Genomic DNA, 22,140 nt, shown 5'->3' with positions numbered 1-22,140 from the left:
CGTGGTCGATCTTACCGTCTTTGCCGTGCCCATCTTCATCGCGACGATGATCGGCGAAGCCGCGCGCCTGCGGCATCATCCCGAGCTCAAGGGCTACGAAGCGCGCGATACGCGTGCGAGCCTGACGATGGGAATCACCAACGTGCTGATCAACCTCGTCATGAAGGGCGTCCAGCTCGCGATATTGACGTGGTTTGCCGGGTTCGCGCGCTGGCACCTCGATCCGCATGCGTGGCAGAGCTGGGCGATCGGGCTGGTTGCGGTCGATTTTGCGTACTACTGGTTCCACCGCATGTCGCATGACGTGCGCCTGCTGTGGGCGGCGCACGTCAATCATCATTCGAGCGAGCACTACAATCTTTCGACCGCGCTGCGGCAGTCGTGGACAACGCCGTTTACCGGGCTGCCGTTCTACTGGCCGCTCGCGCTGGCGGGACTCGACCCGATGATGATTCTGGCGCTCGAAGCCATCAACACGCTCTATCAGTACTGGATCCACACCGAGCTCGTTTCGACAATCGGTCCGCTCGAGGCGGTCTTCAACACCGCGTCGCATCACCGCGTGCACCACGGCACCAACGTCGAGTATCTCGATCGCAACCACGGCGGGATGTTCATCGTCTGGGACAAGCTGTTCGGAACGTTCGAGCCGGAGCGTGCGCCGGTGGTCTACGGGCTTACGAAGAACATCCGTACGTTCCGTCCGCTGCGCATCGCGTTTCACGAGTTCGCGGCGATTGCGGCCGACGTGCGCCGTGCGGCGAGCGTTCGCGACGCGCTCGGCTACATGTTCGCGCCTCCGGGCTGGAGCCCGGACGGCTCGACGCAGACGTCGCGGCAGCTGCGCAGAGCGCTCGAGGACGACGGCGGCGAAATGGATGCGCTCGCGGCGTAGCGCATTGGCCGGCCGCCGCTCGCGATCAGCCTGCCGCGATTCTGCTGACGAATTTTAAATGTACCTGTCCCCTTTTTTATTTCCCTTCTGGGATCATGGCGACGGCGCGGAGGGGGCCGCCGCTTCCGCCTTCGATCTTCATCGGGAGCGCGAGCAGCCAGGCGCCTTTGGCTGGAAGCTTGTCGAGGTTGGTCAGGTTCTCGAAGCCGGGGACGCCGGCGGCGGCGGCGATGCGGTGCGCCATGAACGTGGTCGATTTGCCGGGATCGAGTGACGCGGTGTCGAGACCGACCGCGGCCACGCCGCGCTGCTCGGCGAGCACGTGCATGACCTCTTCTCCGAATCCGGGGAAATGAAGGTTGGAGGCTTCGCCGGGCGTGTCGTCGCCGAGGTAGTCGCGCTTCTCGCCGTATTTGCTGCTCCAGCCGGTGCGCATTAGCACGATCGAGCCCTTCGGGATCGGGCCGTTGCGAACCTCGAACGAAACGACGTCGCTCATCGACATCTCGTAGTCGGCGTCCGACGACGATTGCGACGTGCAGTCGATGACGAGCACCGGCGCGACGAGCCGCTCCAGCGGCACCTGGTCGGCGGTCGTGCCGTTCTCCTTGAAATGGAGCGGCGCGTCCATATGCGTGCCGCCGTGCTCGGGCGCCTGGAAAGCTCCCGCCGCGTAGTACCAGCCGCCTTCGGTCTTTCCGTTGGCAATCGGCGCATAGCCGAATCCGGACGGAGTCGTCGGCCAGTAGATCGAGTTGATGTTGAACGGATGCGTCAGGTCGACGAGCCGCGCGTGCGACGGATCGAAACTCTGGCCTCGCGCGCCAGCGGCGACCAGGACGATCGTCAGTGTCAGCACTGCCGTCAACGAAGACCGGGGTGGGCGTGAATTCTTCATGTCTCGATTCCTTGCGGCAGAGTCTTCGCCGGCGAAAGTTTTTTTCCGCGGCAATGATGCTCCGGCTTCACTTCCCGTGCTAGCGTCGGTGCCCGATGCGCATTCGACCGGCAAGCTCTTCATCGTACCCGCTGCGGCGCGGAAACTTCGTCCGTCCGCTCATCGACGGCATTCCGGCCTTCCGGACGATTCTGTCGGCCGTCGAGTCCGCGCGTCACAGCGTCTGGATCACGGTTGCGTTTCTCGACCATGACCTGGTGTTTCCGGATGCGCACGGATCGTTCTTCGACGTGATCGAGCGCGCGGCGGCACGCGGCGTCGACGTGCGCGTGCTGTTCTGGAGCGAGCCCGAGATCGAAGAGCTTCTGACCGGAAGCTCGCACTTCCCGGCCGGGCGGCCGAGCTTCGAGCTGCTCGAACGGCTCGCGCCGCACGTCGTCGCCCGCTGGGACAGGCTGCGCGGCTACTGCCATCACCAGAAGAGCTGGCTCGTCGATGCCGGGACCGACCACGAAGTCGCGTTCGTCGGCGGCATCAACCTCGATCGCGACTCGATCGTCTCGCCGGGGCATCCACCGACGATTCGCGATGGACAAGAGCAGGGAGCCGGATCGATCCACGACGTCTACGTCGAGCTGCGAGGCCCGTCGGCGACCGACGTGCATCACAACTTCGTGCAGCGCTGGAACGAGGCGAGCGAACGCGCGGACGAGTTCGGCGCGTTTCCGTCGGCGAGCCGCGCCGATGCGCTCGCGTTTCCCGCGACGGTTTCGCCGCAAGCCGGTAGCAGCTCCGTGCAGGTCGCACGGACGATCCGGGCCGGTGCGTACCGGTGCGAGACCGCGTCGCCCGGCGCATCGGCGTTCGCGATTGCCGGCGGCGAATCGAGCATTGCCGAACAGTACCTCGTGGCCATCGATGCCGCCGAGCGCACGATCTACATCGAGAACCAGATCGTGCTGTGCCCGTATCTTTTCTCGGCGCTCGACCAGGCGCTCGCGCGCGGCGTCGAGGTCATCGCCGTCGTTCCGGCCACGGCGATGCCCGAGATCGCGCGCGTGCGGCGGCATCCGAAGGTCGCGCCGGTCTTTGCAATGCTCGACGGCCTGGCGCGCTACGACAATTTCCTGATGGCTGCGCTCGCGGCGAACCGCACTGGCGGGGTCCACGCGGACGTCTACGTGCACTCGAAGGTCGCCGTCATCGACGACGAGTGGGCGACGATCGGATCGGCCAACGCGATGTTCCGGTCGTTCTACGACGATACCGAGATGAACGTCACCGTTTGGGACCGCGCGGTGGCAACGGACTTGCGTGCGGACCTCTTCGCGGAGCATCTCGGGCTACTCGACGCGGGCGGCAACGAGCGCGTGACCGCGACCTCCAGAGGATACAGGCCGCCCGAGCTCGGAGATGACCGCCGCGCATTCGCGATGATGCGGGAGTGTGCGCTCGCGAACCGGGAGCGGCGGCGGGACGGCGTTGCGATGAAGGGGCAGGTGTTCGCGATCGATCCGTGGGGATGGGCGGTGGCGGAGTAGCTCGCGGCTCTTCCAACCTGCGTGCGGAAATTGTACCAGTCTCCATGGACTTCGAGATTCCTTCGGACATCCGCGCGAAGCTTGGCGAGCTCGACGAATTCATCGAACGCGAGATCAAGCCGCTCGAGCGCGAGAACATCCAGTACTTCGACCATCGCCGCGAGCACGCGCGAACCGACTGGGACAACGACGGCCAGCCTCGCGCCGAGTGGGAAGCGCTGCTCGGCGAGATGCGGCGCCGCGCCGACGCTGCCGGACACCTTCGTTTTGCGCTGCCTGCGCATCTCGGAGGCCAGGGCGGAAGCAATCTCGCAATGGCGGTCATTCGCGAGCATCTGGCGGCCAAAGGCCTCGGGCTGCACAACGATCTTCAGAACGAGAGCTCGATCGTCGGCAACTTCCCCGTCGTGCACATGATCGACGCGTTCGGCACCGCCGCGCAGAAAGCCGAGTTCCTCGAAGACATGATCACCGGAAAGAAGCGCGTTGCGTTCGGGCTGACCGAGCCGAACCACGGCTCGGATGCGACGTGGCTCGAGACCACGGCGCGCCGCGACGGCGACGACTGGATTCTGAGCGGCACCAAGCGGTTCAACACCGGCATGCACCACGCGACCCACGACCTCGTGTTTGCACGCTCGTCGGGAAAGCCGGGCGATGCGCGCGGGATCACGTGCTTCCTCGTGCCGACCGATCTTCCGGGCGTCAAGGTCGAGTTCATGTGGTGGACGTTCAACATGCCGTCGGATCATCCCGACGTGTCATTCCGCGATGTGCGCGTGCCGGCATCGGCGATCCTCCATGCCGAAGGCGAAGGGCTCGAGCTCGCGCAGCACTTCGTGCACGAGAACCGCATCCGCCAGGCCGCATCCGGAGTCGGCGCGGCGCAGTTCTGCATCGACGAGTCCGTGAAGTATGCGCGCGAGCGCAAGACGTGGGGCAAGCCGCTCGCCGTCAACCAGGCCATCCAGTGGCCGCTGGCCGAGCTGCATACCGAGTGCGAGATGGTGCGCGGGCTGGTCTACAAGACCGCGTGGCATCTCGACCGCGGCCATCACATGGACGTGAGCCACATGGTCTCGATGGCCAACTACCGCGCGAACCGCCTGGTCTGCGAGGCGGCCGACCAGGCCATCCAGACGCACGGCGGCATCGGATACACGCGGCACAAACCGTTCGAGCACATCTACCGGCATCACCGCCGCTACCGCATCACCGAAGGATCCGAGGAAATCCAGATCCGCCGCGTGGCGGGCACGCTGTTCGGTTTCATGGGCGGAAAGGGCTGACGCGCGCTGTCGCGCGACGCGTAGAGGGAGCGTCGTCGGGAGCGGCAATCGCCTTGCCGCTCCCGACGAGCAGGCATCAGATCCAGTCTTCCTGTTCGAAGCGGGTCTTCATTCGTTCGGCGATTGCATCCGCCGTGCGCTTGGCTGCGCCGTCGATCGTCGTGCGTCCGCTCGCCTGGCCTTCGATCTTCGCCGCAGCACCGACGATCAGGCCGATCGGATTGGCCGTGGCTGCGGTGACGATCACCGGAACGAAAAGCCCCGGACCTTTGCCGCCGCCGGAGTCGACCGTCCCGCCGCCGACGCGGCGAAGACCGTCGTGCGTCGCCACGTATCCGGTAACGACGGTCTTCAGCTCGGCCTTGCCGGAACCGAACCCGATGACCACGCGCTTGGCCGCGCTGCCTTCGTCGATCGATTCGAAGTGGCCGTGGATGACGATGTCTCCGACATGCACCGGCGTCGAGCGGTCGGCGACCTCGGCCTTCATGCCCATGTCGTTGATCTCTTCGACGAGCCGTTCGGCAACCTTGGCTCCGAGCTGGCGACCGGCCGCGAGCTGAGCGGGAGGAGGAGGAGTCATGGGATCGCCGACGAATTCGGCGCGCTCCTCGGGAGGCAGGTCGCTCGCGGATGCGGCGAAACTGTAGACGAGAATGCGGTCGGGCTTGGCCAGTCTGGCTCCGCCCATGTCGGACGGACTCGACGTGACGTTCGTCGTTGCGCAGCCGGCGAGCAGCACAACGGATGCCAGTGAAAGACGAGTGAATGTTTTCATGCAGGACCTCCGGCGCGGCTCGTATACGAAGGGTCGAAAATTTCCACCAGAGGGTGGGCGCGAACGACGATCTGCAACCGATCGCCGCCGGGAGCGTTCGGCGGCGTCCATTGGCGCCCGCGGCGCGCGATGATAATCGGGCCTTCGTATGGAGTATCTGCCCGTCGCCGATGCGAGATCCCGCGGCGGCCTGCGTCTCGTCCTGACCGCAGGCGTGCCGGGGCCGTGGGGCGAATCAGCCAAATACATTCTCCACGTAAAGGGCCTGGCGTATGCGCCGGTCGCACAATTTGCCGGCATGCCGAACCAGGAGCTGGTCGAGTGGACCGGTTGCGCGAATGCGCCGGTGGCCGTCTACGAAAACGAAAGTCCGAGGTCGGGATGGGCCGAGATCCTGCTGCTTGCCGAACGTCTTTCGCCTGAGCCGCGCCTGATCCCCGCCGACGCCGAAGAGCGCGCTGCGATGTTCGGCCTCTGTCACGAAATCTGCGGCGAGCAGGGATTCGGCTGGTCGCGCCGGCTGATGCTCATCGACGCGCTCGTCGGCAGCGGAAAGAGTCATCCGATCGGCGACGTGCTGGCGCGGCGTTACGGCTGGTCGAAGGCGGCCGCCGACGCGGCGCCGCAGAGGGTTGCGTCGATTCTCGGCATGATTGCAGCAAGACTCCGGCGTCAGCGCGATGCCGGGCATGAGTTTCTGTTCGGCGCATCGCTGTCGGCGGCCGATCTCTACTGGGCCGCGTTCTCGGGGATGATCCTGCCGCTCGAAGGCGAGCTCTGTCCGCTGCCCGATGCGCTGCGCGGCTGGTATACCAACGTGGGCCCCGTCGTCGCCGATGCGATCGCACCGGAGCTCATCTCGCATCGCGACCGCGTCTACCGCAACTATCTTCCGCTCCCGATGACCTTCTGATTTTGTGAGCTTATGCCGGATTTTGTGAGCTTCTGAAGGAGAACGCCATGCCGCGAATCGCTGCCAATGGAATCGAGATCGAGTACGAGACGTTCGGAGCGAGCGGCAATCCGCCGCTGCTGCTGATCATGGGCCTCGCGGCGCAGATGATCCTGTGGGAGGACGACTTCTGCTCGGCGATCGCCGATCGCGGTTTCTCGGTGACGCGTTTCGACAACCGCGACATCGGCAAATCGACGTGGATCACCGAGGGCGGCGTGCCCGACGTGGGCGCAGCGCTGATCGCGTCGATGTCGGGGCAGAAAGCCGACGCGCCGTACACGCTCAGCGACATGGCGGCCGACACTGCCGCGCTTCTTGACGGGCTCGGCATCAGAAGCGCGCACATCGTCGGCGCATCGATGGGAGGCATGATCGCGCAGACGCTCGCGATCGAGCATCCGGCCAAGGTCCGCACGCTGACGTCGATCATGTCGACGACCGGCAATCCTGCGCTGCCGCCGGCGACGCCGGAAGCGATGGCCGTCCTGTTGTCGCCGCCGGTGACGGGCCGCGAAGAGAACATCGAGCGTGCGGTCTCGGTTTTCCGGACGATCGGAAGCCCGGGCTTCGCGTTCGACGAGGCGATGGTCCGCGACATTGCCGGCCGCTCGTTCGATCGCGGATTTCATCCGGAAGGCGTCGCGCGGCAGCTCGTTGCGATCCTCGCGTCGGGCAATCGCAAGGAACGTCTGGCGAGCGTGCGCGTGCCGACGCTCGTGATTCACGGCAACAAGGATCCGCTGGTTCCGTTCGAGGGCGGGGTCGATACTGCCGAAAGCATTCCGGGTGCGAAGCTCGTCGAGATCGACGGCATGGGCCACGACTTTCCGCGCGCGGTGTGGCCGCGGATCATCGACGAGATCTGTGCGCTGGCGGCGCGGGCGTAAACGCGCGCTTTGGCGGAAGCGGCGTAAACGCTCCGTTTGTACGGACCGGGAGTAAGGGTGCGGTTTCCCGCCGCGGCGATCGAGATCAATCGATTCCAGCCTCCATGTAGCGGTCTCCGCAAAGCCGCATCAGCGGCGGCTGCGACTCGCGCAGGCCCAGTTCCCAGATGATCGCATCCGGCGCCTCCCCCCTGGCGTTCGCCAGGCCTCCGTGGATGGCGCGGAGATGATGCCATGCGCACAGCGTCGTCCGGTTCGACAGATCATTCGATCCACCGGCGGAGCGCGGGATGATGTGATGGTCGTGCAGGTTCGAGAATGAGTTGCATGCCGGCGCCGTGCACCGGTAGCCGTCTCGCGCGAAGACCGGGTCGCGATGGCGCGGCTGGCTGGTCCACTGTTCGAGAACGTGCTCGAGCATGCGTTCGAATGCAGTCGAACGGGGCTCGAGGGGACTGGCGAAGCCCTGCATGACCTCTCGAAACATGATGCTGACCGACAGCGGTGCCGCGAAAGTGACGTGAATGCGGCCCAGGATGCCCCACTGCTGGTCGCGATCGTCCGTTCGGACGCCCGACCTCTCCTCCGCATTGCCTTTTGCCTCCCCGTCGCGCGCACACATTTGCCGGTCATCGCCGCCAGGCCCGAGATCCCGACCTGAGGAAGGAGGCATCATCGCGGAATGTTGCGGCGAAAGGTCGGCACGTCTCAGCGCCCATGCGACCTCGTCGTCGAGGCGGCGAAGGGTCACTTCCTGTGCTCGGGCAATCCACGCGGCCGCGTTCCATGGCCGTGCGACGGAGATCAGCACCGCGACCTGAAGCCGACTAAGCTGCCCGTGCGCGTACGCTTCGCCAAGCACTGGCGACCTCGCTTCCGCAGCCGCTGCCACGCGGGTCAGCTCGCGAGCTGTACGTTCGGAGATGCCGAGGCGCTCGCGCTCGTATTCGGCGGCTGAGCTGTAACCAAGCGGGACGTACAGACGAAGCTCGATGAGCAGACCGAGCGCGCGGCCAAGCTCTGCGTGGCTTTTCTGCATCGTGCTGCGGACGCGTCGCATCGCGGCGTCGAGCGCGAACGCATCCATCCCGGCGAGGCCATCGAGTTCGCGCTCGAAGACGCTTTCGTCGGGGATCGCGCCAGCGGTTGTCGAACGCGCGCGGCTGGTCGAACCGCTTGTGTTTCGAGCGTTCGCGGCGCCGCCGGATTGCCGGTTCCGTTGCCGATGGCTCGTGGAAATCCCCTCCGTCGTCGATGCCGGGTGGTCAGCGGATGAAGCCGCTCCGAGGCTTTTCCACGGTTCCTCCCGCCACACTTCCGCGAATGGTGCGGATGCAGCGCTGGCCTCCGCAGCGACGAGCTCGGCAACCTGCCATGGAGCGAGCGCGCGGCCTGCCGTCCGTGCTGCACAGCGCCGCGTCTCGTTCCACAGGAGGCGCGCGCGTCGCGTGCATTCGATTCGCAGCAGCACATCCGCGTCGTCTTCGTTCGATGAATCGTCTTCGTTCGTACTGCCAGGTGCGTCTTGAACGCTGTCGATCGGCCGTTGTTCTCTTGCTGCACTGCGGGCGCTGCTGGTGACTGCCGCGAGCTGACGCACGTGCATCGTGTCGCTGATCGCCAGCCATCTCTCCTCATCGGATGGTGAAGCGAGCGATACCAGCAGGCGCACCTTCGTCCATCCCATCTGGCGGGAAAGAAATGCCCGTTCGATTGCCGGCAGGCTCGTCAGCAATCGTGAGACGCGCGCAATGTCCTGCAGCTGGCGCCCGGACCATCCGAGCCGTTCCGCGCCGTAGTCGCCGATGCGCGCAAATCCGAGACGTTCGTATCCGCGAAGACCGATGAAGCGATCGACGAGGAGACCCAGCACGCGCCGGGCCACGCTGTCGCCGCGTGCGAGCTCGACAAGCTTGCGATCCAGTTCTCTGGCGCGCTTCTCGATGTCGGCCGCATAGGGGGCCGCGTCCTCCGCGACGACGGAGTGTCTGTGGGCATAGGATGAGAGATATGCAGAGCGCGCGCTGTGCTCCGGAAGATGGCATCCAGGAGGCCGCGCGCCGAATGAGCCGACCCGGGATGCCGAAGCATACGCGTTTTTCGCAGCCCGAAGCACGGCGAAAATTTAGCGAAATGCGCTCGAGAAGACAAGAAGAAAACGCGTGAAAACGGCCCGATTATGCGATCCCCGTAATGATGTGACAGCGATGCGACGGCGTCGCGCTGGGCACGCGTCGACAGTACTCGCGGCGCCCCTCAGTCCCGACCGTGCGCCAGCTTGCTGTGCCGGTATCCGTACAGCGCGTAGATCACGAGCCCGATCGCCATCCAGACGAAAAGTCGCAGCCAGTTGTGCCAGCCGAGCGACAGCATCAGCACGATGTTCGCGATGATCCCTGCAATCGGCACGAACGGAACCAGCGGCGTGCGGAACGGCCGCGTGACGTCCGGGCGCGTGCGCCGCATCAGCAGCACCGCGATGCAGACGATGACGAACGCGAACAGCGTTCCGATGTTCACGAGCTCGGCGATGATGCGCAGCGGGACGAGCGCGGCAATGGTTCCGACCAGAATGCCGGTCAGGATCGTCGAGCGGTGCGGCGTCCGGAAGCGCGGATGCACGGCGCCGAACAGCGAGAACGGAATCAGCCCGTCGCGCGCCATGGCCAGCAGCACGCGCGCCTGGCTGAGCATCATTACGAGCAGCACGCTGGTGATTCCGGCAACGGCGCCGATCGAGATCACGACGCTCGCGAACGCGAGCCCCTTCTCCGAGAACGCGGCGACGATCGGTGCATCGATGTTGATGTCGCTGTAGTGGACCATCCCGGTCAGCACCGCTGCGACCGCAATGTACAGGACCGTGCACAGCCCGAGCGACGAGAGGATCGCGATCGGGACGTCCCGCGCAGGATTTTTCGCCTCTTCGGCGTGCGTGCTGATCGAGTCGAAGCCGATGTACGCGAAGAACACGTAGGACGCGCCCGAGAACGTTCCGGCCAGCCCGAACGGGAAGAACGGCTTCCAGTTGGCCGGATCGACGTGCGGAATGCCCATGACAATCACGAACAGCACGACGGCGAGCTTGAGAACGACGATGAGGACGTTGAGACCGGCGCTCTCGCGGATGCCGACGACGAGCACGACGGTGAGCAGCAGCGCGATCGACAGCGCCGATGCATCGAACGCGATCGGCATGCCGGCAAAATGCGGCGCGGCGGCAAGGACCTCCGCCGACGCCGAGAACGGATCGGTGGCGAGCCATGCCGGCAGATGCACGCCGTAGAGCGCGAGGAGGGCCTGGAAATAGTGAGACCAGCCGTGCGCGACGGCGCACGATGCGATCGCATACTCGAGCACGAGGTCCCAGCCGATGATCCACGCGAACAGCTCGCCGAGCGTCGCGTACGCGTATGTGTACGCGCTGCCTGCGACGGGGATCATCGATGCGAACTCGGCGTAGCACAGGCCGGCGAGGGCGCACCCGGTGGCGGCGAGCACGAACGAAAGCATCAGCGACGGGCCGGCGTAGTCGTGCGCGGCCAGTCCGGTCAGCACGAAGATGCCGGCGCCGATGATCGCGCCGATACCCATGGCGGTAAGCGCCCACGGACCGAGGACGCGGTGCAGGCGTTCGGCCCCGGCAAGCTCGGAATGCAAAAGCTCGACGGATTTGCGGGCGAAGAGCTGGCTCGGCACAGCGCCGGATAGCACGGCGACCGGCGCGACCAAAGCCTCCGGCGCACACGACGGCGCCGGCCAGCTCAGCCTTCGCGCGCGGCCGGAATCCAGATCGGCGACGTGACGGCGCGCTCGCGCGTGACCTTGGCAATGTTGCGGTCGCAGCAGAACTCGAAGCCGCCCGGGATCGACGCGCCCTGCCGGCAGTCGGCATGGACATTCGCGCACAGGAATCCGGTCCAGCGGCAGCTCGGCTTCTCGATCACGCGTGCGTAGTAGATGGTCGAGAGCTTGGCATCGTAGTCCTTGTCGGTCCACGTTGCGCAGAGGCTCGAGCTGCCGCTCTTCGGTGCGTTGCAGATCAGCGGGTCGAGGTCGTCGCCTTCGCTGCTGCGTGCGACGTCGAAGATCTTCTGGTGGACCGTGCCGCCTTCGAGCCAGATCTTGACGATCTGCACGATGTCGAGCGGCGTGCCCGGGCTTTTCGCCGTTCCCGCGTCCTGAAGCGCCGAGATCGAAAAGACCGGACGGGCTTCCTTGTCGGCCGGCGCGGCGAGCTCTCCACCCATCGGCACGCCGCCGGCGTAGCCGTCTTCGGCGTAGTGCTCGCTGTCGCACAGATTCGACGGATACGAGAAACCTCCGAAGAAGCGCACGAGGATCCTCGGGCCGGTGGTCGCGAAGACCTCGCGGCGCTGGAGCGCAGCCCAGATCGATTCGCGCGAGTTCTCCTCGGCCCACACGCCGGCCAGACCTCCGGGATTGAACCACAGCGAGTCGGGAACACTCGGCGCCTCCGTGCCCGCCGTACCGACGCCGGCTCCATGACCGGGGTAATCCTTCTCGGCAACGTCGCCTGCGGCCGCAAGATGCGTGTCGGTGGCGCCGATCATGCCGAGACGGAACGGATTGAGGCCGAGCTTCTGCTCGCGCGCGAGACCTTCGGCGAGAATTTCCCGCGCGAAGCTGAGCGGTCCGGGCTGCTTCCACTGGAACGTGAACGGCTGCTCCTGCATGCGGCTGAACGGGAGCTTTTCGAAGTTGCAGTACTCGTCCGGCGAGCCGCCGCGGCACTCCGAGTCGCCCTTGTGCTGGATGATCTCGAGCAGCGGCTCGAACTCGCGCCTGCGCCGTGCGTCCTCCACGCTTTTGGTCTCGGTGGCGAACAGCGAGCCGTTGCTGAGGTTGGTGTTGTGCGGGATCGTCAGGAACCGGCAGCCGCTTTTCGCGCAATCGCTCTCGAGATGTTTCCACAGGCCTTCGCCGGTGCCTTCCTCGATGAAGCTCACCGGCAGGTCCGGCGCTTTCTCGTCGGCGAAGATCACGTTGCGATGGGTCATGTTGCCGCCCGGCCCGCCGCTCCACTCGTACGCAACGAACGACGTGAAGGAGCACGCGTCGGTGCGGTCGTAGGCTTCCTCGGCGGCGTCGCGGATCACTTTCCACGGACCTTCGGCGGCCTTGAGGCAGTTCTTGCCGCCCGCTCCACAGAAGCTGTAGCGTACGGGGGTATCGCTGTTCAGCATGCGGCTGCTCACGAAGATGTACGCGAGCAGCGGCCAGCGCCGCTGCATCGTGCAGACGAACGAGCTGTAGCCGGGCGCGGTCGGCGTCTTGCACATGTAGAGCTCGCCGAGCAGCTCGGAGTGGTCGGTGACCGCGGCGAAGTCGAGCGGCCGCTCGAGGCGTACGTGACGCCCGGGCTTGCCGTCGACGCTGTACGGCTGCAGGCCGATCTCTTCGCCCTGCGCAAAATGATACGCGTCGATCGGCATGTTGCGGGTGCCGAGCGAGTTGGCGTCGAACGACAGCCCGGTATGCACGTGAAGATCGCCGAACAGCGGCCGCTTCGTCGCTGTGTATGACGCGCAGCGATGCGGCGGAATCGGCGTGGCGGGCACGACAGGCACGGCGGGGGCGGCCGGCACGACAGGCACGACCGGATGCATCTTCGGGACGGCGTCGCGTGCATACGCCGCCGGCGCGACGGCAAACGAAGCCGCCGCCAGCGCGAGCGCCGGCCATGTCGCGCGCCTCGCGCTGCGACTCACTCGAAGACCTGGCCCAGTGTCGCGTGCAGGCCGGCTGCGCGAAACGGCGTGCGATAGATCGGCTGCGTGACGGCGACGGCCACGATCACCGCGACCAGTGCATACGTACCAAGGGTCGCATTTTCGCCGAGGCCGCGGCGCAGCATGCGCATGATGACGGACGTCGCGAGTGTCAGCAGGGCGGCGCCGAGCAGAAGCTGTACGCCGAGCATCCACGCTGCGATCGTCACGGCGCCCGAGCTTCCCTCGGTGGCGATCAGCGTCAAGGTCACGCCGAAAATCTGCAGGAGCCCGGCGAGCGGCTGCTGCCCGATCTCGACGAGGAAGAACGGCAGCGGCACGCACATCACGAGCGTGAACCACAGCAGCAGGTACGGGGGACTCGGGATCATCGGGAAAGCGATTTTTCGGCCGGCGTGCGGTGGAGGCAAGTGCGGGTCAGTCCAGCCGCGGCTTGGTTCGGATGCGGATCATCGCGAGCAGCACGGCGAAGCTCAGCGTGACGGCCAGCATCGGAACGACGACGTCGTCGAGCCCGCCGCCGCGCGCGTAGATGCGGCGCAGTCCGATCTGGTACCAGCGCAGCGGGGCCATGGCTCCGATCCAGCGCGGCACCGTGGGCATCAGCTCGTACGGCATCATCACTCCCGACAGCACGAACGACGGCATGATCGCGAAGACCGAGATGAACACACCCTGCGCCACCGTCCTGGCCATCGTCGAGATGAAGACGCCCACGGCGAGCGTTGCCAGCACGAACGGCAGCGTCAGCACCATGAGCGCCGGGATGCTGCCGGCCGGCCAGAGCCCGAATCCGAGACCGGGCCCGACGATCGAGATGAACAGCAGCACGTAACAGAGCACGACGTCAGGGACGAGTTTCCCGAGCACCAGCTCGACCACCGAAACCGGCAGCGCGAGCGTCTGCTCGTACGTTCCTTCCTCGCGCTCGGCCACGAGCCCCATGCTCGCGATCGACAGGCAGAAGTTGGTCAGCAGCATGCCGGCCAGGCTGACGAGCAGGAAATCCTTGTCGGCCAGCGTCGGGTTGAACCAGAATCTCTGGCGAAGCTCGACGGCCGGACCGGGCCCCCGCATACCGGCGGCCGGCAACCGCCCCGCTGCCGATGCGGGTGTCGTTTCGACGGCTGCAGCAATCGCGCGGATGTACCCGCCGACGCGCGCCGCGCTGATCGGGTCGGCGCCGTCGACGAGCACCTGCACTTCCGGCGCTCCGCGCGTCGCGTCGCGCGAAAGGTCCACCGGGAGCACCACGAGCGCGAGCACGTCTCCGGTGCGCAGCCCGGCGATGCCTTCGTCGTAACTTTCGACGTCGCGCCTCGGCAGGAAGTATCCGCTCGCCTGGATCTCCGAGACGATGCGCCGCGACAGCTCGCTGTGGCTCTGGTCGAGCACTGCCCACGGAACGTTGGCCGGCTTGCTCGAAAGCACGAACCCGAACAGCCACAGGAAGATCAGCGGTTGTGCGACCACGGCGCCGATTAGCAGCGGGCTGCGGCGCAGCAGCATGCTTTCCTTGTAGGCGACCGCCAGTACGTTGCGGCAGAATGAAATGACGCGCTCGTTCACGACCGCGCCTCCAGCGTCCGCAGCGCCCACGCCATCAGCGCAACGCCCATCGCGAAGATGATCGCGAGCTGCGGCCACAGCTCGACGAAGCCTTCGCCGCGAAGATAGATCGCGCGGCTGACCTCGATGAAGTGCGTCGCCGGGATCAGCTCGGCGAGCACACGCACCGGCGCCGGCATGCTCCGAACCGGATAGATGAATCCGCTCAGCTGGATCAGCGGGATGCTCGACAGCACCGTCTTCTGCACAGCCTCGGCGGCGGTTGCCGACGTGGCCGAAAAGATCAGGCCGAGCGACAGCGACGTGGCGACGTAGAACGACGCGATCGCCCAGAACAGCACCGGGTTTCCCTGCGGCCACGTCCCGAGGAAGAAGCCGGCGACGACCATCATCAGCACCAGGTCGAACGAGAACACCGCGCCGAGCGGTACCATCTTGCCGAGAAGGATCTCGAGCGGCGTCGCCGGCGTGAGCTGCAGCTGCTCGTAGGTGCCGGTCAGGCGCTCGTTGACGATCGAGATGGCCGTGATCAGCGTCGTCAGGAACGTCAGCACGAAGCCGAACGTGCCGGCGACCATGTACGGACGGCCATCGAGCGTCGGGTTGTAGACGGCGCGCACCGTAGCGTGCACGCCGCTCGTCCGGAGCGGAGTCGGCTGGATCGTCGAGTGCACGTCGGGCCCGGCGTCGGCAAGAGCGGACTCGAGAATGCCGCGCAGCGAAGCCTCGGCGTTGCCCGCCAGCACCGGCTCGGCGCCGTCGTAGAAGACCTGGATCTCGGCGGGTTCGCCGCCGTCCGCGCGGCGCAGGCGCGCGCGCTCGAAGTCGGCCGGGATGATGACGGCGGCGCCGATGTGACCGCCGGTCATCGCGTCGTCGATCTCGTCGCGCGTGCGGAAGATCGTCGCGTCGAACGTATCCTTCGCGGTCAGGTCGCCGACGATGCGGCGGGTGAGCGCACTGTTCGCGCTGTCGAGGATGCCGAGGCGGATGAAATGCACTTCGGTCGAGACGATGAACCCGAACGCGAGCAGGGAGCCGAGCGGCACCGTGATCATCACGAACATCGTGAACGGATCGCGCAGCGTCGCACGCACTTCGCGAAGCATCAGCGTGCGCAGCCGGCGCCCGCGGGTCTTCAGCCTCGTGATGCTGAAGGCGGACTTCACTGCAGGCTCCCCCGCGCTGGAAGCGGGCCCGCCTGCACGCCGTTCGTCGCTCCGTTCTGCTTGACGGACGCGCCGTGCTCGATCAGCCGCCGGAAGACTTCGGACATCGACGGCTGCACGACCTGGATCCGGTGCGCGTCGCCGGGCGCAGCCGCGCGCGTGATCGCCTCGAGCATCGCGGTCGTCGCGACCTGCGCGTGAAGCCGAAGGCCTCCGTCGGCCGTGGTTGTCTGCCAGCCGGCGGCTTCGAGCTCGCGGGCCGCTGCCTCGGTGCGATCCGCGGCGACCGGACAGAATGCCCCGTACCCCTCCGACCAGCGCTCGCGCAGGCCTTCGGGCGTCGAGTTCACGACGATGCGTCCGGCGTCGATGAACGAGATCCGGTCGCAGTAGTCGACTTCGTCGAGGAAGTGCGTCGTCACGAAGATCGTCACGCCGGCGCGCCGCTGCTCGCGGATGAGCTCCCAGAACAGCGTGCGGCTGCCGACGTCGACGCCGGCCGTCGGCTCGTCGAGAAACAGCACCGCCGGCGAATGCAGCATCGCGAGCGCAAGACCGGCGCGCTGCCGGATTCCGCCCGGAAGGTCGTCGGTCAGGTGCTTCTCCTCTTCGCCGAGCGCGAAGCGCTCGCGCAGCGCGCCCCATTTCTGTTCGAGGTCCTTGCCGGTGATGCCGTGCAGCCCGCCGTAGAACTGCACGTTCTCGTGCAGCGACAGCCCGCGGTACAGGCTGACTTTCTGGCCCATGTAGCCGATCGCTTCGCGCACACGGCGAGGCCGCGCGATTACGTCGACGCCTGCAACGGTGATGCTGCCGGAAGTCGGCGTGAGAAGTCCGATCAGCATGCGGATCGTCGTCGTCTTTCCGGAACCGTTGGCGCCGAGGAACGCGAAGATGGTTCCTCGCTCGACGCGGATCGCGATGTCGTCGACCGCCGTGAAGTCGCCGAACTTGCGCGTGAGGCCCAGAGTTTCGATCACGATGTCGCCGTTGTTGTCGATCGGGCCGGCGACGCCGGTTTTGCCGGCGGCGATACTGCGCGCCGATGCGGGCGCCGGCCCGCTGGCAGCGGTCGCGCTCATCGGACACCTGCGCGCCGGGCGAGCGCGAGCAGCGTCGACTCGAGATCGGCCGGTGCGCGTTCGGCCAGCGCGACCAGCCGCTTCGCCGAAGCCGGCACGGCCGCGCCGTTCGGCCGCAGCGCGAGCAGCTCGCGGCAGACGAGCTCGGGCGCCGGCGAGCGGTCGCGCAGCACCTCGATGCGAACGAAGCGCCCGCAGTCGCGCGCGCTGTCGACCCACGCCAGGTTCGCGGCCGCAGCGCGAACGGCATCGCCGTATTCGGTCCACGCGCGATACGGATCGGTGCCGGTGGCGGCTTCGAGCTCGTGCGGGCTGCCCTGCGCGACCACCTGGCCGAGGCGGAGATAGATGAGCCGGTCGCAGAGCGCAGCCTCTTCGAGATAGCTCGTCGAGACGACCACGAGCACGCTGCGTTCGAGCTCCTTCAGGATGTCGAAGATCTCGCGCCGCGCGACGACGTCGACTCCGGCGGTCGGCTCGTCGAGCACGAGCAGGTCCGGCTGCGGCAGCAGCGCGTTGGCGACGGCGAGCTTCTGCTTCATTCCGCCCGATAGCGCGCCGGCAAGGCGCGAGGAGAACGGTGTGAGGGACGTGCGCTCGAGCAGCTCGCGGCGCCTGCGCTCGAACTCGTCCGCCGGTATGCGGTGCAGCCGCGCGGTGAACGACAGGTTCTCGTCGATGCTGAGGTCGCGATACAGGCTGAAGCTCTGCGGCACGTAACCGATGTGGCGTTTGTAGTCGCGCACGTCCTCGCGCAGGTCGAAGCCGAGCACGGTGGCCTCGTCGGCTTCGATCTCCAGCAGGCCCGCGAGCACGCGGAGCAGCGTGGTCTTGCCTGCGCCGTCCGGGCCGACGACCCCGACCATCTGTGCTCCGCGCACGTCGAGGTCGATGCCGCCGAGCGCCTCGCGCGTACCGAAACGCTTGCGCAGGCCGCGAAAGCGAATCGACGGCGCGTCGGCGGATGTCACCGCTGCGCCTCGCTGGAGATGCAGACGTGGGCGGATCTCACCGCGGCGCCTCCGTGGAAATGTAGACGTCGCTCTCGCTGCCGACGGTGAAGTTCTCGACGCCTTCGAGGATGCGGACCTTGACCCGATAGACCTGGCCCACGCGATCGCTGCGCGTCTCGATCTTCTCGGGCGTGAAATTGGCGCGCTCGGCAATGAACGTGACTTCGCCCGGCCAGCGTTTGCCCGGGTTCGAATCGAGCTCGATGTCCATTTTCGTTCCGACCTTGACGCGGTCCAGGTCCGGGACCGGGACGTAGATCTGCACATACTTGTCGCGCGGATCGAGAACCGAAAACACCGGCGTACCCGGCTGCGCAAGCTCGCCCGGCCACAGCAGCTGCGTCTGCGCGATGGTTGGGACATTCGGCGAGCGGATCTGGAACTTCGCGTGCGTGACCTCGAGCTCCGCGAGCTGGCTCGCGGCCAGCGCCTTCTGGCCGCGCAGCACTTCGACGTGTGCACGGGCGGCGGCAATCGTCGCCTCTTCGGCGCGGGTTCGTTCGAGGACGTTGGCGGCGCGCTCGGCTGAGGTCTTCGCAGTCGACAGGCGGTTGCGGGTGTCGTCGAGCATTTGCTTCGTCGTCGCGCCGCTTCTGGCGAGGCCTTCCTCACGCTGGGCGGTGCGCGCGGCAAGCTCGACGTCCGCGCGCGCCTGCTCGGCTTCGCTCTCGCGCGTACGAAGGTCCTGTTTCCAGCTCGCCTCGCGAAGATCGGCTTCGATGACCGCCTGCTCGATCTGGCGCGACAGCACGTCGACCTGCTGCCTGGCCGACTGCGCGCGCGCGGCGATATCGGCATCGTCGATGCGGGCAACGACGGCCGATGCCGGCACGGGGTCGCCTTCGCGGAAGTTCACGTCGAGCACGCGTCCGCTGACCTCGCTTCGCAGCAGGCGTTCTTCGCCCTCGACGAAACCGGTGTAGCGCCCGTCGTGTTCACCGCTGTGATGGAAGACCACGAACCCGATCACGATGAGCGCGGCGACCGCGACGAGGGACAACAGACGCTTCATCGGGCTTCTCCCTTTGCAGTCGCGGGACGGTGGGCGGCAGGCGGCTGACTGATCGGATGTTCGCCGGCAAGCGGCTCATGCATCGGATGTTCGCCGGCAAGCGGCTGACTGATCGAATGTTCGCCGGCAAGCGGCTCACTGATCGGATGTTCGCCGGCAGGCGGCTCACTGGTCAGATATTCGCTGGTCAGCGGCTCACCCATCAGCTGCTGGAGCTGGGCGCGGCTGACGTGGGATTCGTAGATTGCGGATGCGAGCGCTGCGCGCTGGCGCGTGAGGAGCTGGGCCGCATCGAGAAGATCTTCGCTGGTGGCGCGGCCTTCGTCGAACTGGACCTGACGGATGCGAAGATTCTCTTCGGCCTGGCTGACGGCGGCCGTGGCGGCGTCGATGGCCTGCACGCGCTCGCGCACGCGGTCGTGTGCATCACGCACCATGGTTTCGACATCGCGGCGAGTACGGTCGAGCAGAAGGCGGCTGCGCGTCACCGTGGCTTCGAGCCGCGCGATGTCGCCTTCGCGTGCGAAACTGTACAGGTCCACGTCCACGCCGATTCCTAACGATCCGTAGTTGTTCGGCGTGATCGTATCCTGCGTCGTCGCGTCATACCCGCCGGAAGCCTGGAAGCGCGGGAAGCGCGCGCGCCGCGCGGCCGTAAGCCGTTCGTCGGCGGACTGCACCTCTTCGAGCATCGACGTGACGAGGGGATTGTGCCTGGTCACCGCGGCGACGGCTTCGTCGAGCGGAGGAAGACCGGGCGGGCGCGACACGTCGACGACTGCGGTCGGCGCGCCGATCTCGAGCCCCGTGACGCTGTTCAGGGAGCGCCGTGCCGCGGCCACCGAGTTGTCGAGCCGTACTACGAGCTGTCTGGCATCGATGAGCGCGACCTGGACGACGAGCACGCCGTTGCGCGTGAGCCGCCCCTGTTCGAAGCGGTTCGATGCGTCCGCGAACTGGCGCTCGTGGAGCGCAACGGTCTGGAGCTCGACGTCGCGGAGCCGCTCGGCTTCGAGCAGCCCGAAGTAAGCTGCGGCCACCGAGCTTTCTTCCTGGAGCCGCGTGGCCCACGCGCGCGCCCGCTCGGCGCGGAAGGAGGCCTGCGCCGAGTAGAGGCCGTGGCGGAGCTCGCCGCTCAGGTCGATGGCAAGGCGTGCCGCCGCGTTGACCGATGCGAAATCCTGCTCGCGAATCACGATGGAGTTGGTCTGCCCGCCAAAGTCGACGGTATTCGACTGCTCGTCGCTGAACCAGTTGTACGATCCGTGCACGCTCGCGGTCGGCAGCAGCGCAGCCCGCGCAACGGCGACGTTGCCGGCCGCGATGTCGACGCTCGCATCCGAGATGCCGATGCTGCGGTTGTGGCGATGGGCGAGCGCGAGCGCCGCGTCGAGATCGAGCTTCCGAGGAGCGGCCGGAGCCGAGGGGACGAACGGTGTTTCCGGAAGCGACCGGGCGAGCGGCGCCGGCGATGGACCGGCCGTGATCGCGCTGGCCTGTTCGAGCTCGCTGGCGCGTCGCTCCGGCGTCCAGCCTCCGCGGCCAGCCGGTCCGAGCGCGGTGCAGCCGGCGGCAGCGCATGCAGCAATCGCGCAGATGGCTGCTGCCGCCCTCCGTCCAGTTTTACCGCGCTTCATCCGGGAGCCCCCTTTTTCGACGCGCGGGATTTTCCGCATTCATCCGGTGGAGTCGAACGAAGCTATCTGCGCGAGACGACTCTGCAATGTCCTGGAATCATCGGGCCGCGACCGGCCTCGGTGCGCGAAGCCTCCGGGTGCGCATCGGACGTGCTCCGGGTCACTTTGCCGCCATCCGCAACGGCCGGGAGATCCATGGCCGAGGCACGGGTTTACCCGAAGCCGTGCCTTGCCGGATTGCTCAGGCGGCTTCGGCCCCGCCCGGCGTGAACTCGCACGGCATGCGCTTGATGCCGTGGATGAAGAACGACAGCAGCCGCGACGGCGGCGCGCTGATTTCGAGATCCGGTACGCGGCGGAACAACTGGCGGAACATCACCGTGATTTCGCGGCGGGCGAGATGCGCACCCATGCAGAAGTGCGGCCCGGGCCCGCCGAATCCGACGTGCTCGTTCGGCGACCGCGTAACGCGGAATTCGTACGGGTCCGGAAACACGCTCTCGTCGCGATTGGCCGAGTTGTACCACATGACGACCTTCTCGCCTTCGGCGATCTTCTGGCCGGAGATCTCCGTGTCGCGCATGGCCGTGCGGCGGAAATGAATGACCGGCGATGCCCAGCGCACGATCTCTTCGACGGCCAGCGGGGCAATGCGGTCGAAATCGGCCATCCACAGCCGCTTCTGTTCGGGATAATCCGACAGTGCCTTCATGCCGTGGCTGATCGCATTGCGCGTGGTTTCGTTTCCGGCCGCGACCAGCAGCACGAAGAACGAACCGACCTCGGCATCGGTGAGCCGCTCGCCGTCCACTTCCGCGTGAACCATGGCCGACGTGAGGTCGTCGGTCGGATTGTCGCGCCGGATGCGTGCCAGATCCTGCGCAAGCATCGAAAGATCCTGGCCCGCCTGAAGCAGCGCAGGGATGACCGACAGCGGATCGGAGACGTATTCGGGATCGCCGGCGCCGAGGATGATGTTGGTGCGATCGAACACGAACCGGTAGTCGGACTCGGCGATGCCCATCATGTCGCAGATAATCTTGAGCGGGAGCGCCGCAGCGATATCGGTGACGAAGTCGCAGGTGCCGCGCTCGATGACGTCGTCGATGATTTTCTCCGCGGCGCGCTCCACGTTGGCCTCGACCTTGCGGAGCATTCCCGGTGTGAATCCGCGCGAGACGATGCGCCGCAGGCGCGCATGGCGAGGATCGTCCATCACGATCATCGAGCCGAAGAACTCTCCGAAGTCGGGCGGCTGATCGATGATGTTGACGCCGCCGTGCGCCGACGAGAACACTTCGGGATTGTGACTGACGTGCAGGATGTCGGCATGGCGCGTCAGCGACCAGTAGCCGGGCCCCGTGATGAGACCCGGTACGTCGGGCTCCCGGCAGAACGCCACCGGCCGCTCGTCACGAAGCGTCTTGAACGCGCCTTCGCGTTCTTCGAGCGGACGCTCCCAGAAAGGGATTGCGGAAAGATCGATTTCGTCGACGGACAGGACTTGTCGAGGTTGCATCGCAGGTCTCCTTCTGGGCCCGCGAGTGTTGCGTAAGCTTTGCGTCGATGCACGCGGCTCGACTGCTCGGGCAACGAATCCGGACGGTGACGATGGCGGGAGGGGAGGGCAGGAAAATCGACATCCGGCGGAGCCCACGAGGG

The 22,140-nt window shown here is 66.5% G+C and carries 18 protein-coding genes; 5 read left to right on the top strand and 13 right to left on the bottom strand.

The genetic code is table 11. From position 1 onward, the window contains the following. Window position 1 precedes the first annotated feature (1 nt). Window positions 2-895 carry a sterol desaturase family protein gene (locus VN634_18230; GenBank protein HXC52829.1) on the top strand — a complete coding sequence of 298 codons (894 nt, stop codon included), beginning with the start codon at window positions 2-4 and terminating at the stop codon, window positions 893-895. Between the two features lie 76 nt (window positions 896-971). Here the strand turns inward: VN634_18230 and VN634_18225 are convergent, their stop codons facing one another. Beyond that, window positions 972-1,793 carry a cyclase family protein gene (locus tag VN634_18225; protein ID HXC52828.1) on the bottom strand — a complete coding sequence of 274 codons (822 nt, stop codon included), beginning with the start codon at window positions 1,791-1,793 and terminating at the stop codon, window positions 972-974. Between the two features lie 95 nt (window positions 1,794-1,888). Here VN634_18225 and VN634_18220 point away from each other — a divergent pair, with 95 nt between their 5' ends. Continuing rightward, window positions 1,889-3,334: a phosphatidylserine/phosphatidylglycerophosphate/cardiolipin synthase family protein gene (locus VN634_18220; GenBank protein ID HXC52827.1), complete on the top strand. Its 1,446-nt coding sequence runs from the start codon at window positions 1,889-1,891 to the stop codon at window positions 3,332-3,334. Between the two features lie 44 nt (window positions 3,335-3,378). Next, window positions 3,379-4,623 carry an acyl-CoA dehydrogenase family protein gene (locus VN634_18215; GenBank protein ID HXC52826.1) on the top strand — a complete coding sequence of 415 codons (1,245 nt, stop codon included), beginning with the start codon at window positions 3,379-3,381 and terminating at the stop codon, window positions 4,621-4,623. A 76-nt stretch (window positions 4,624-4,699) separates the two neighbouring features. Here the strand turns inward: VN634_18215 and VN634_18210 are convergent, their stop codons facing one another. Beyond that, complete coding sequence (locus VN634_18210) at window positions 4,700-5,401, bottom strand: DUF4410 domain-containing protein (GenBank protein ID HXC52825.1); 702 nt, start codon at window positions 5,399-5,401, stop codon at window positions 4,700-4,702. A 148-nt stretch (window positions 5,402-5,549) separates the two neighbouring features. Between VN634_18210 and VN634_18205 the strand changes: the two genes are divergently transcribed. Further along, complete coding sequence (locus VN634_18205; GenBank protein ID HXC52824.1) at window positions 5,550-6,314, top strand: hypothetical protein; 765 nt, start codon at window positions 5,550-5,552, stop codon at window positions 6,312-6,314. A gap of 47 nt (window positions 6,315-6,361) precedes the next feature. Then, window positions 6,362-7,243, top strand: a complete 882-nt coding sequence (locus tag VN634_18200; GenBank protein HXC52823.1) for an alpha/beta hydrolase — start codon at window positions 6,362-6,364, stop codon at window positions 7,241-7,243. Window positions 7,244-7,328: 85 nt separating this feature from the next. Here the strand turns inward: VN634_18200 and VN634_18195 are convergent, their stop codons facing one another. From VN634_18195 to VN634_18145, 11 genes are all read right to left on the bottom strand, one after another. Further along, window positions 7,329-9,116: an HNH endonuclease signature motif containing protein gene (locus tag VN634_18195; protein HXC52822.1), complete on the bottom strand. Its 1,788-nt coding sequence runs from the start codon at window positions 9,114-9,116 to the stop codon at window positions 7,329-7,331. A 383-nt stretch (window positions 9,117-9,499) separates the two neighbouring features. Then, entirely contained in the window at window positions 9,500-10,942 is a 1,443-nt protein-coding gene (locus VN634_18190) for an amino acid permease (GenBank protein HXC52821.1), read from the bottom strand. A gap of 65 nt (window positions 10,943-11,007) precedes the next feature. Next, a complete protein-coding gene (locus VN634_18185) occupies window positions 11,008-12,975 on the bottom strand; it encodes a DUF3604 domain-containing protein (GenBank protein HXC52820.1) in 1,968 nt (655 codons plus the stop codon). Next, the gene (locus VN634_18180) at window positions 12,972-13,367 is read right to left on the bottom strand and encodes a hypothetical protein (protein ID HXC52819.1); all 396 of its coding nucleotides are present in this window, start codon (window positions 13,365-13,367) and stop codon (window positions 12,972-12,974) included. Before VN634_18180 ends, VN634_18185 begins: the two co-directional genes overlap by 4 nt. Window positions 13,368-13,413: 46 nt before the next feature. Beyond that, entirely contained in the window at window positions 13,414-14,565 is a 1,152-nt protein-coding gene (locus VN634_18175; protein ID HXC52818.1) for an ABC transporter permease, read from the bottom strand. Beyond that, the gene (locus VN634_18170) at window positions 14,562-15,734 is read right to left on the bottom strand and encodes an ABC transporter permease (GenBank protein ID HXC52817.1); all 1,173 of its coding nucleotides are present in this window, start codon (window positions 15,732-15,734) and stop codon (window positions 14,562-14,564) included. Before VN634_18170 ends, VN634_18175 begins: the two co-directional genes overlap by 4 nt. Next, a complete protein-coding gene (locus VN634_18165) occupies window positions 15,731-16,816 on the bottom strand; it encodes an ABC transporter ATP-binding protein (protein ID HXC52816.1) in 1,086 nt (361 codons plus the stop codon). Before VN634_18165 ends, VN634_18170 begins: the two co-directional genes overlap by 4 nt. Continuing rightward, on the bottom strand, window positions 16,813-17,787 hold the full coding sequence (locus VN634_18160; GenBank protein HXC52815.1) for an ABC transporter ATP-binding protein: 975 nt from the start codon (window positions 17,785-17,787) through the stop codon (window positions 16,813-16,815). Before VN634_18160 ends, VN634_18165 begins: the two co-directional genes overlap by 4 nt. Window positions 17,788-17,824: 37 nt before the next feature. Beyond that, window positions 17,825-18,841 (bottom strand): HlyD family efflux transporter periplasmic adaptor subunit, encoded by a 1,017-nt coding sequence (locus tag VN634_18155; protein ID HXC52814.1) that lies wholly within the window; start codon window positions 18,839-18,841, stop codon window positions 17,825-17,827. Next, on the bottom strand, window positions 18,838-20,478 hold the full coding sequence (locus tag VN634_18150) for a TolC family protein (protein HXC52813.1): 1,641 nt from the start codon (window positions 20,476-20,478) through the stop codon (window positions 18,838-18,840). The genes VN634_18155 and VN634_18150 overlap by 4 nt, the downstream gene beginning before the upstream one ends. Before the next feature lie 241 nt (window positions 20,479-20,719). Then, window positions 20,720-21,997, bottom strand: a complete 1,278-nt coding sequence (locus VN634_18145; GenBank protein ID HXC52812.1) for a cytochrome P450 — start codon at window positions 21,995-21,997, stop codon at window positions 20,720-20,722. Window positions 21,998-22,140: the final 143 nt, after the last annotated feature.

It is taken from the genome of Candidatus Limnocylindrales bacterium, assembly GCA_035571835.1.
GTDB lineage: Bacteria > Desulfobacterota > Binatia > UBA1149 > CAITLU01 > DATNBU01.
Note: the sequence above shows the minus strand (reverse complement) of the source record. Positions and strands in the feature narration are given on the sequence as shown.

What these genes read in the sequence shown, in the direction of transcription:
- VN634_18145 (HXC52812.1), bottom strand. Translation starts at nt 21,997, where the DNA reads ATGCAACCTCGACAAGTCCTGTCCGTCGACGAAATCGATCTTTCCGCA.
- VN634_18205 (HXC52824.1), top strand. Translation starts at nt 5,550, where the DNA reads ATGGAGTATCTGCCCGTCGCCGATGCGAGATCCCGCGGCGGCCTGCGT.
- VN634_18180 (HXC52819.1), bottom strand. Translation starts at nt 13,367, where the DNA reads ATGATCCCGAGTCCCCCGTACCTGCTGCTGTGGTTCACGCTCGTGATG.
- VN634_18220 (HXC52827.1), top strand. Translation starts at nt 1,889, where the DNA reads ATGCGCATTCGACCGGCAAGCTCTTCATCGTACCCGCTGCGGCGCGGA.
- VN634_18200 (HXC52823.1), top strand. Translation starts at nt 6,362, where the DNA reads ATGCCGCGAATCGCTGCCAATGGAATCGAGATCGAGTACGAGACGTTC.
- VN634_18165 (HXC52816.1), bottom strand. Translation starts at nt 16,816, where the DNA reads ATGAGCGCGACCGCTGCCAGCGGGCCGGCGCCCGCATCGGCGCGCAGT.
- VN634_18155 (HXC52814.1), bottom strand. Translation starts at nt 18,841, where the DNA reads ATGAAGCGTCTGTTGTCCCTCGTCGCGGTCGCCGCGCTCATCGTGATC.
- VN634_18150 (HXC52813.1), bottom strand. Translation starts at nt 20,478, where the DNA reads ATGAAGCGCGGTAAAACTGGACGGAGGGCGGCAGCAGCCATCTGCGCG.
- VN634_18215 (HXC52826.1), top strand. Translation starts at nt 3,379, where the DNA reads ATGGACTTCGAGATTCCTTCGGACATCCGCGCGAAGCTTGGCGAGCTC.
- VN634_18210 (HXC52825.1), bottom strand. Translation starts at nt 5,401, where the DNA reads ATGAAAACATTCACTCGTCTTTCACTGGCATCCGTTGTGCTGCTCGCC.
- VN634_18225 (HXC52828.1), bottom strand. Translation starts at nt 1,793, where the DNA reads ATGAAGAATTCACGCCCACCCCGGTCTTCGTTGACGGCAGTGCTGACA.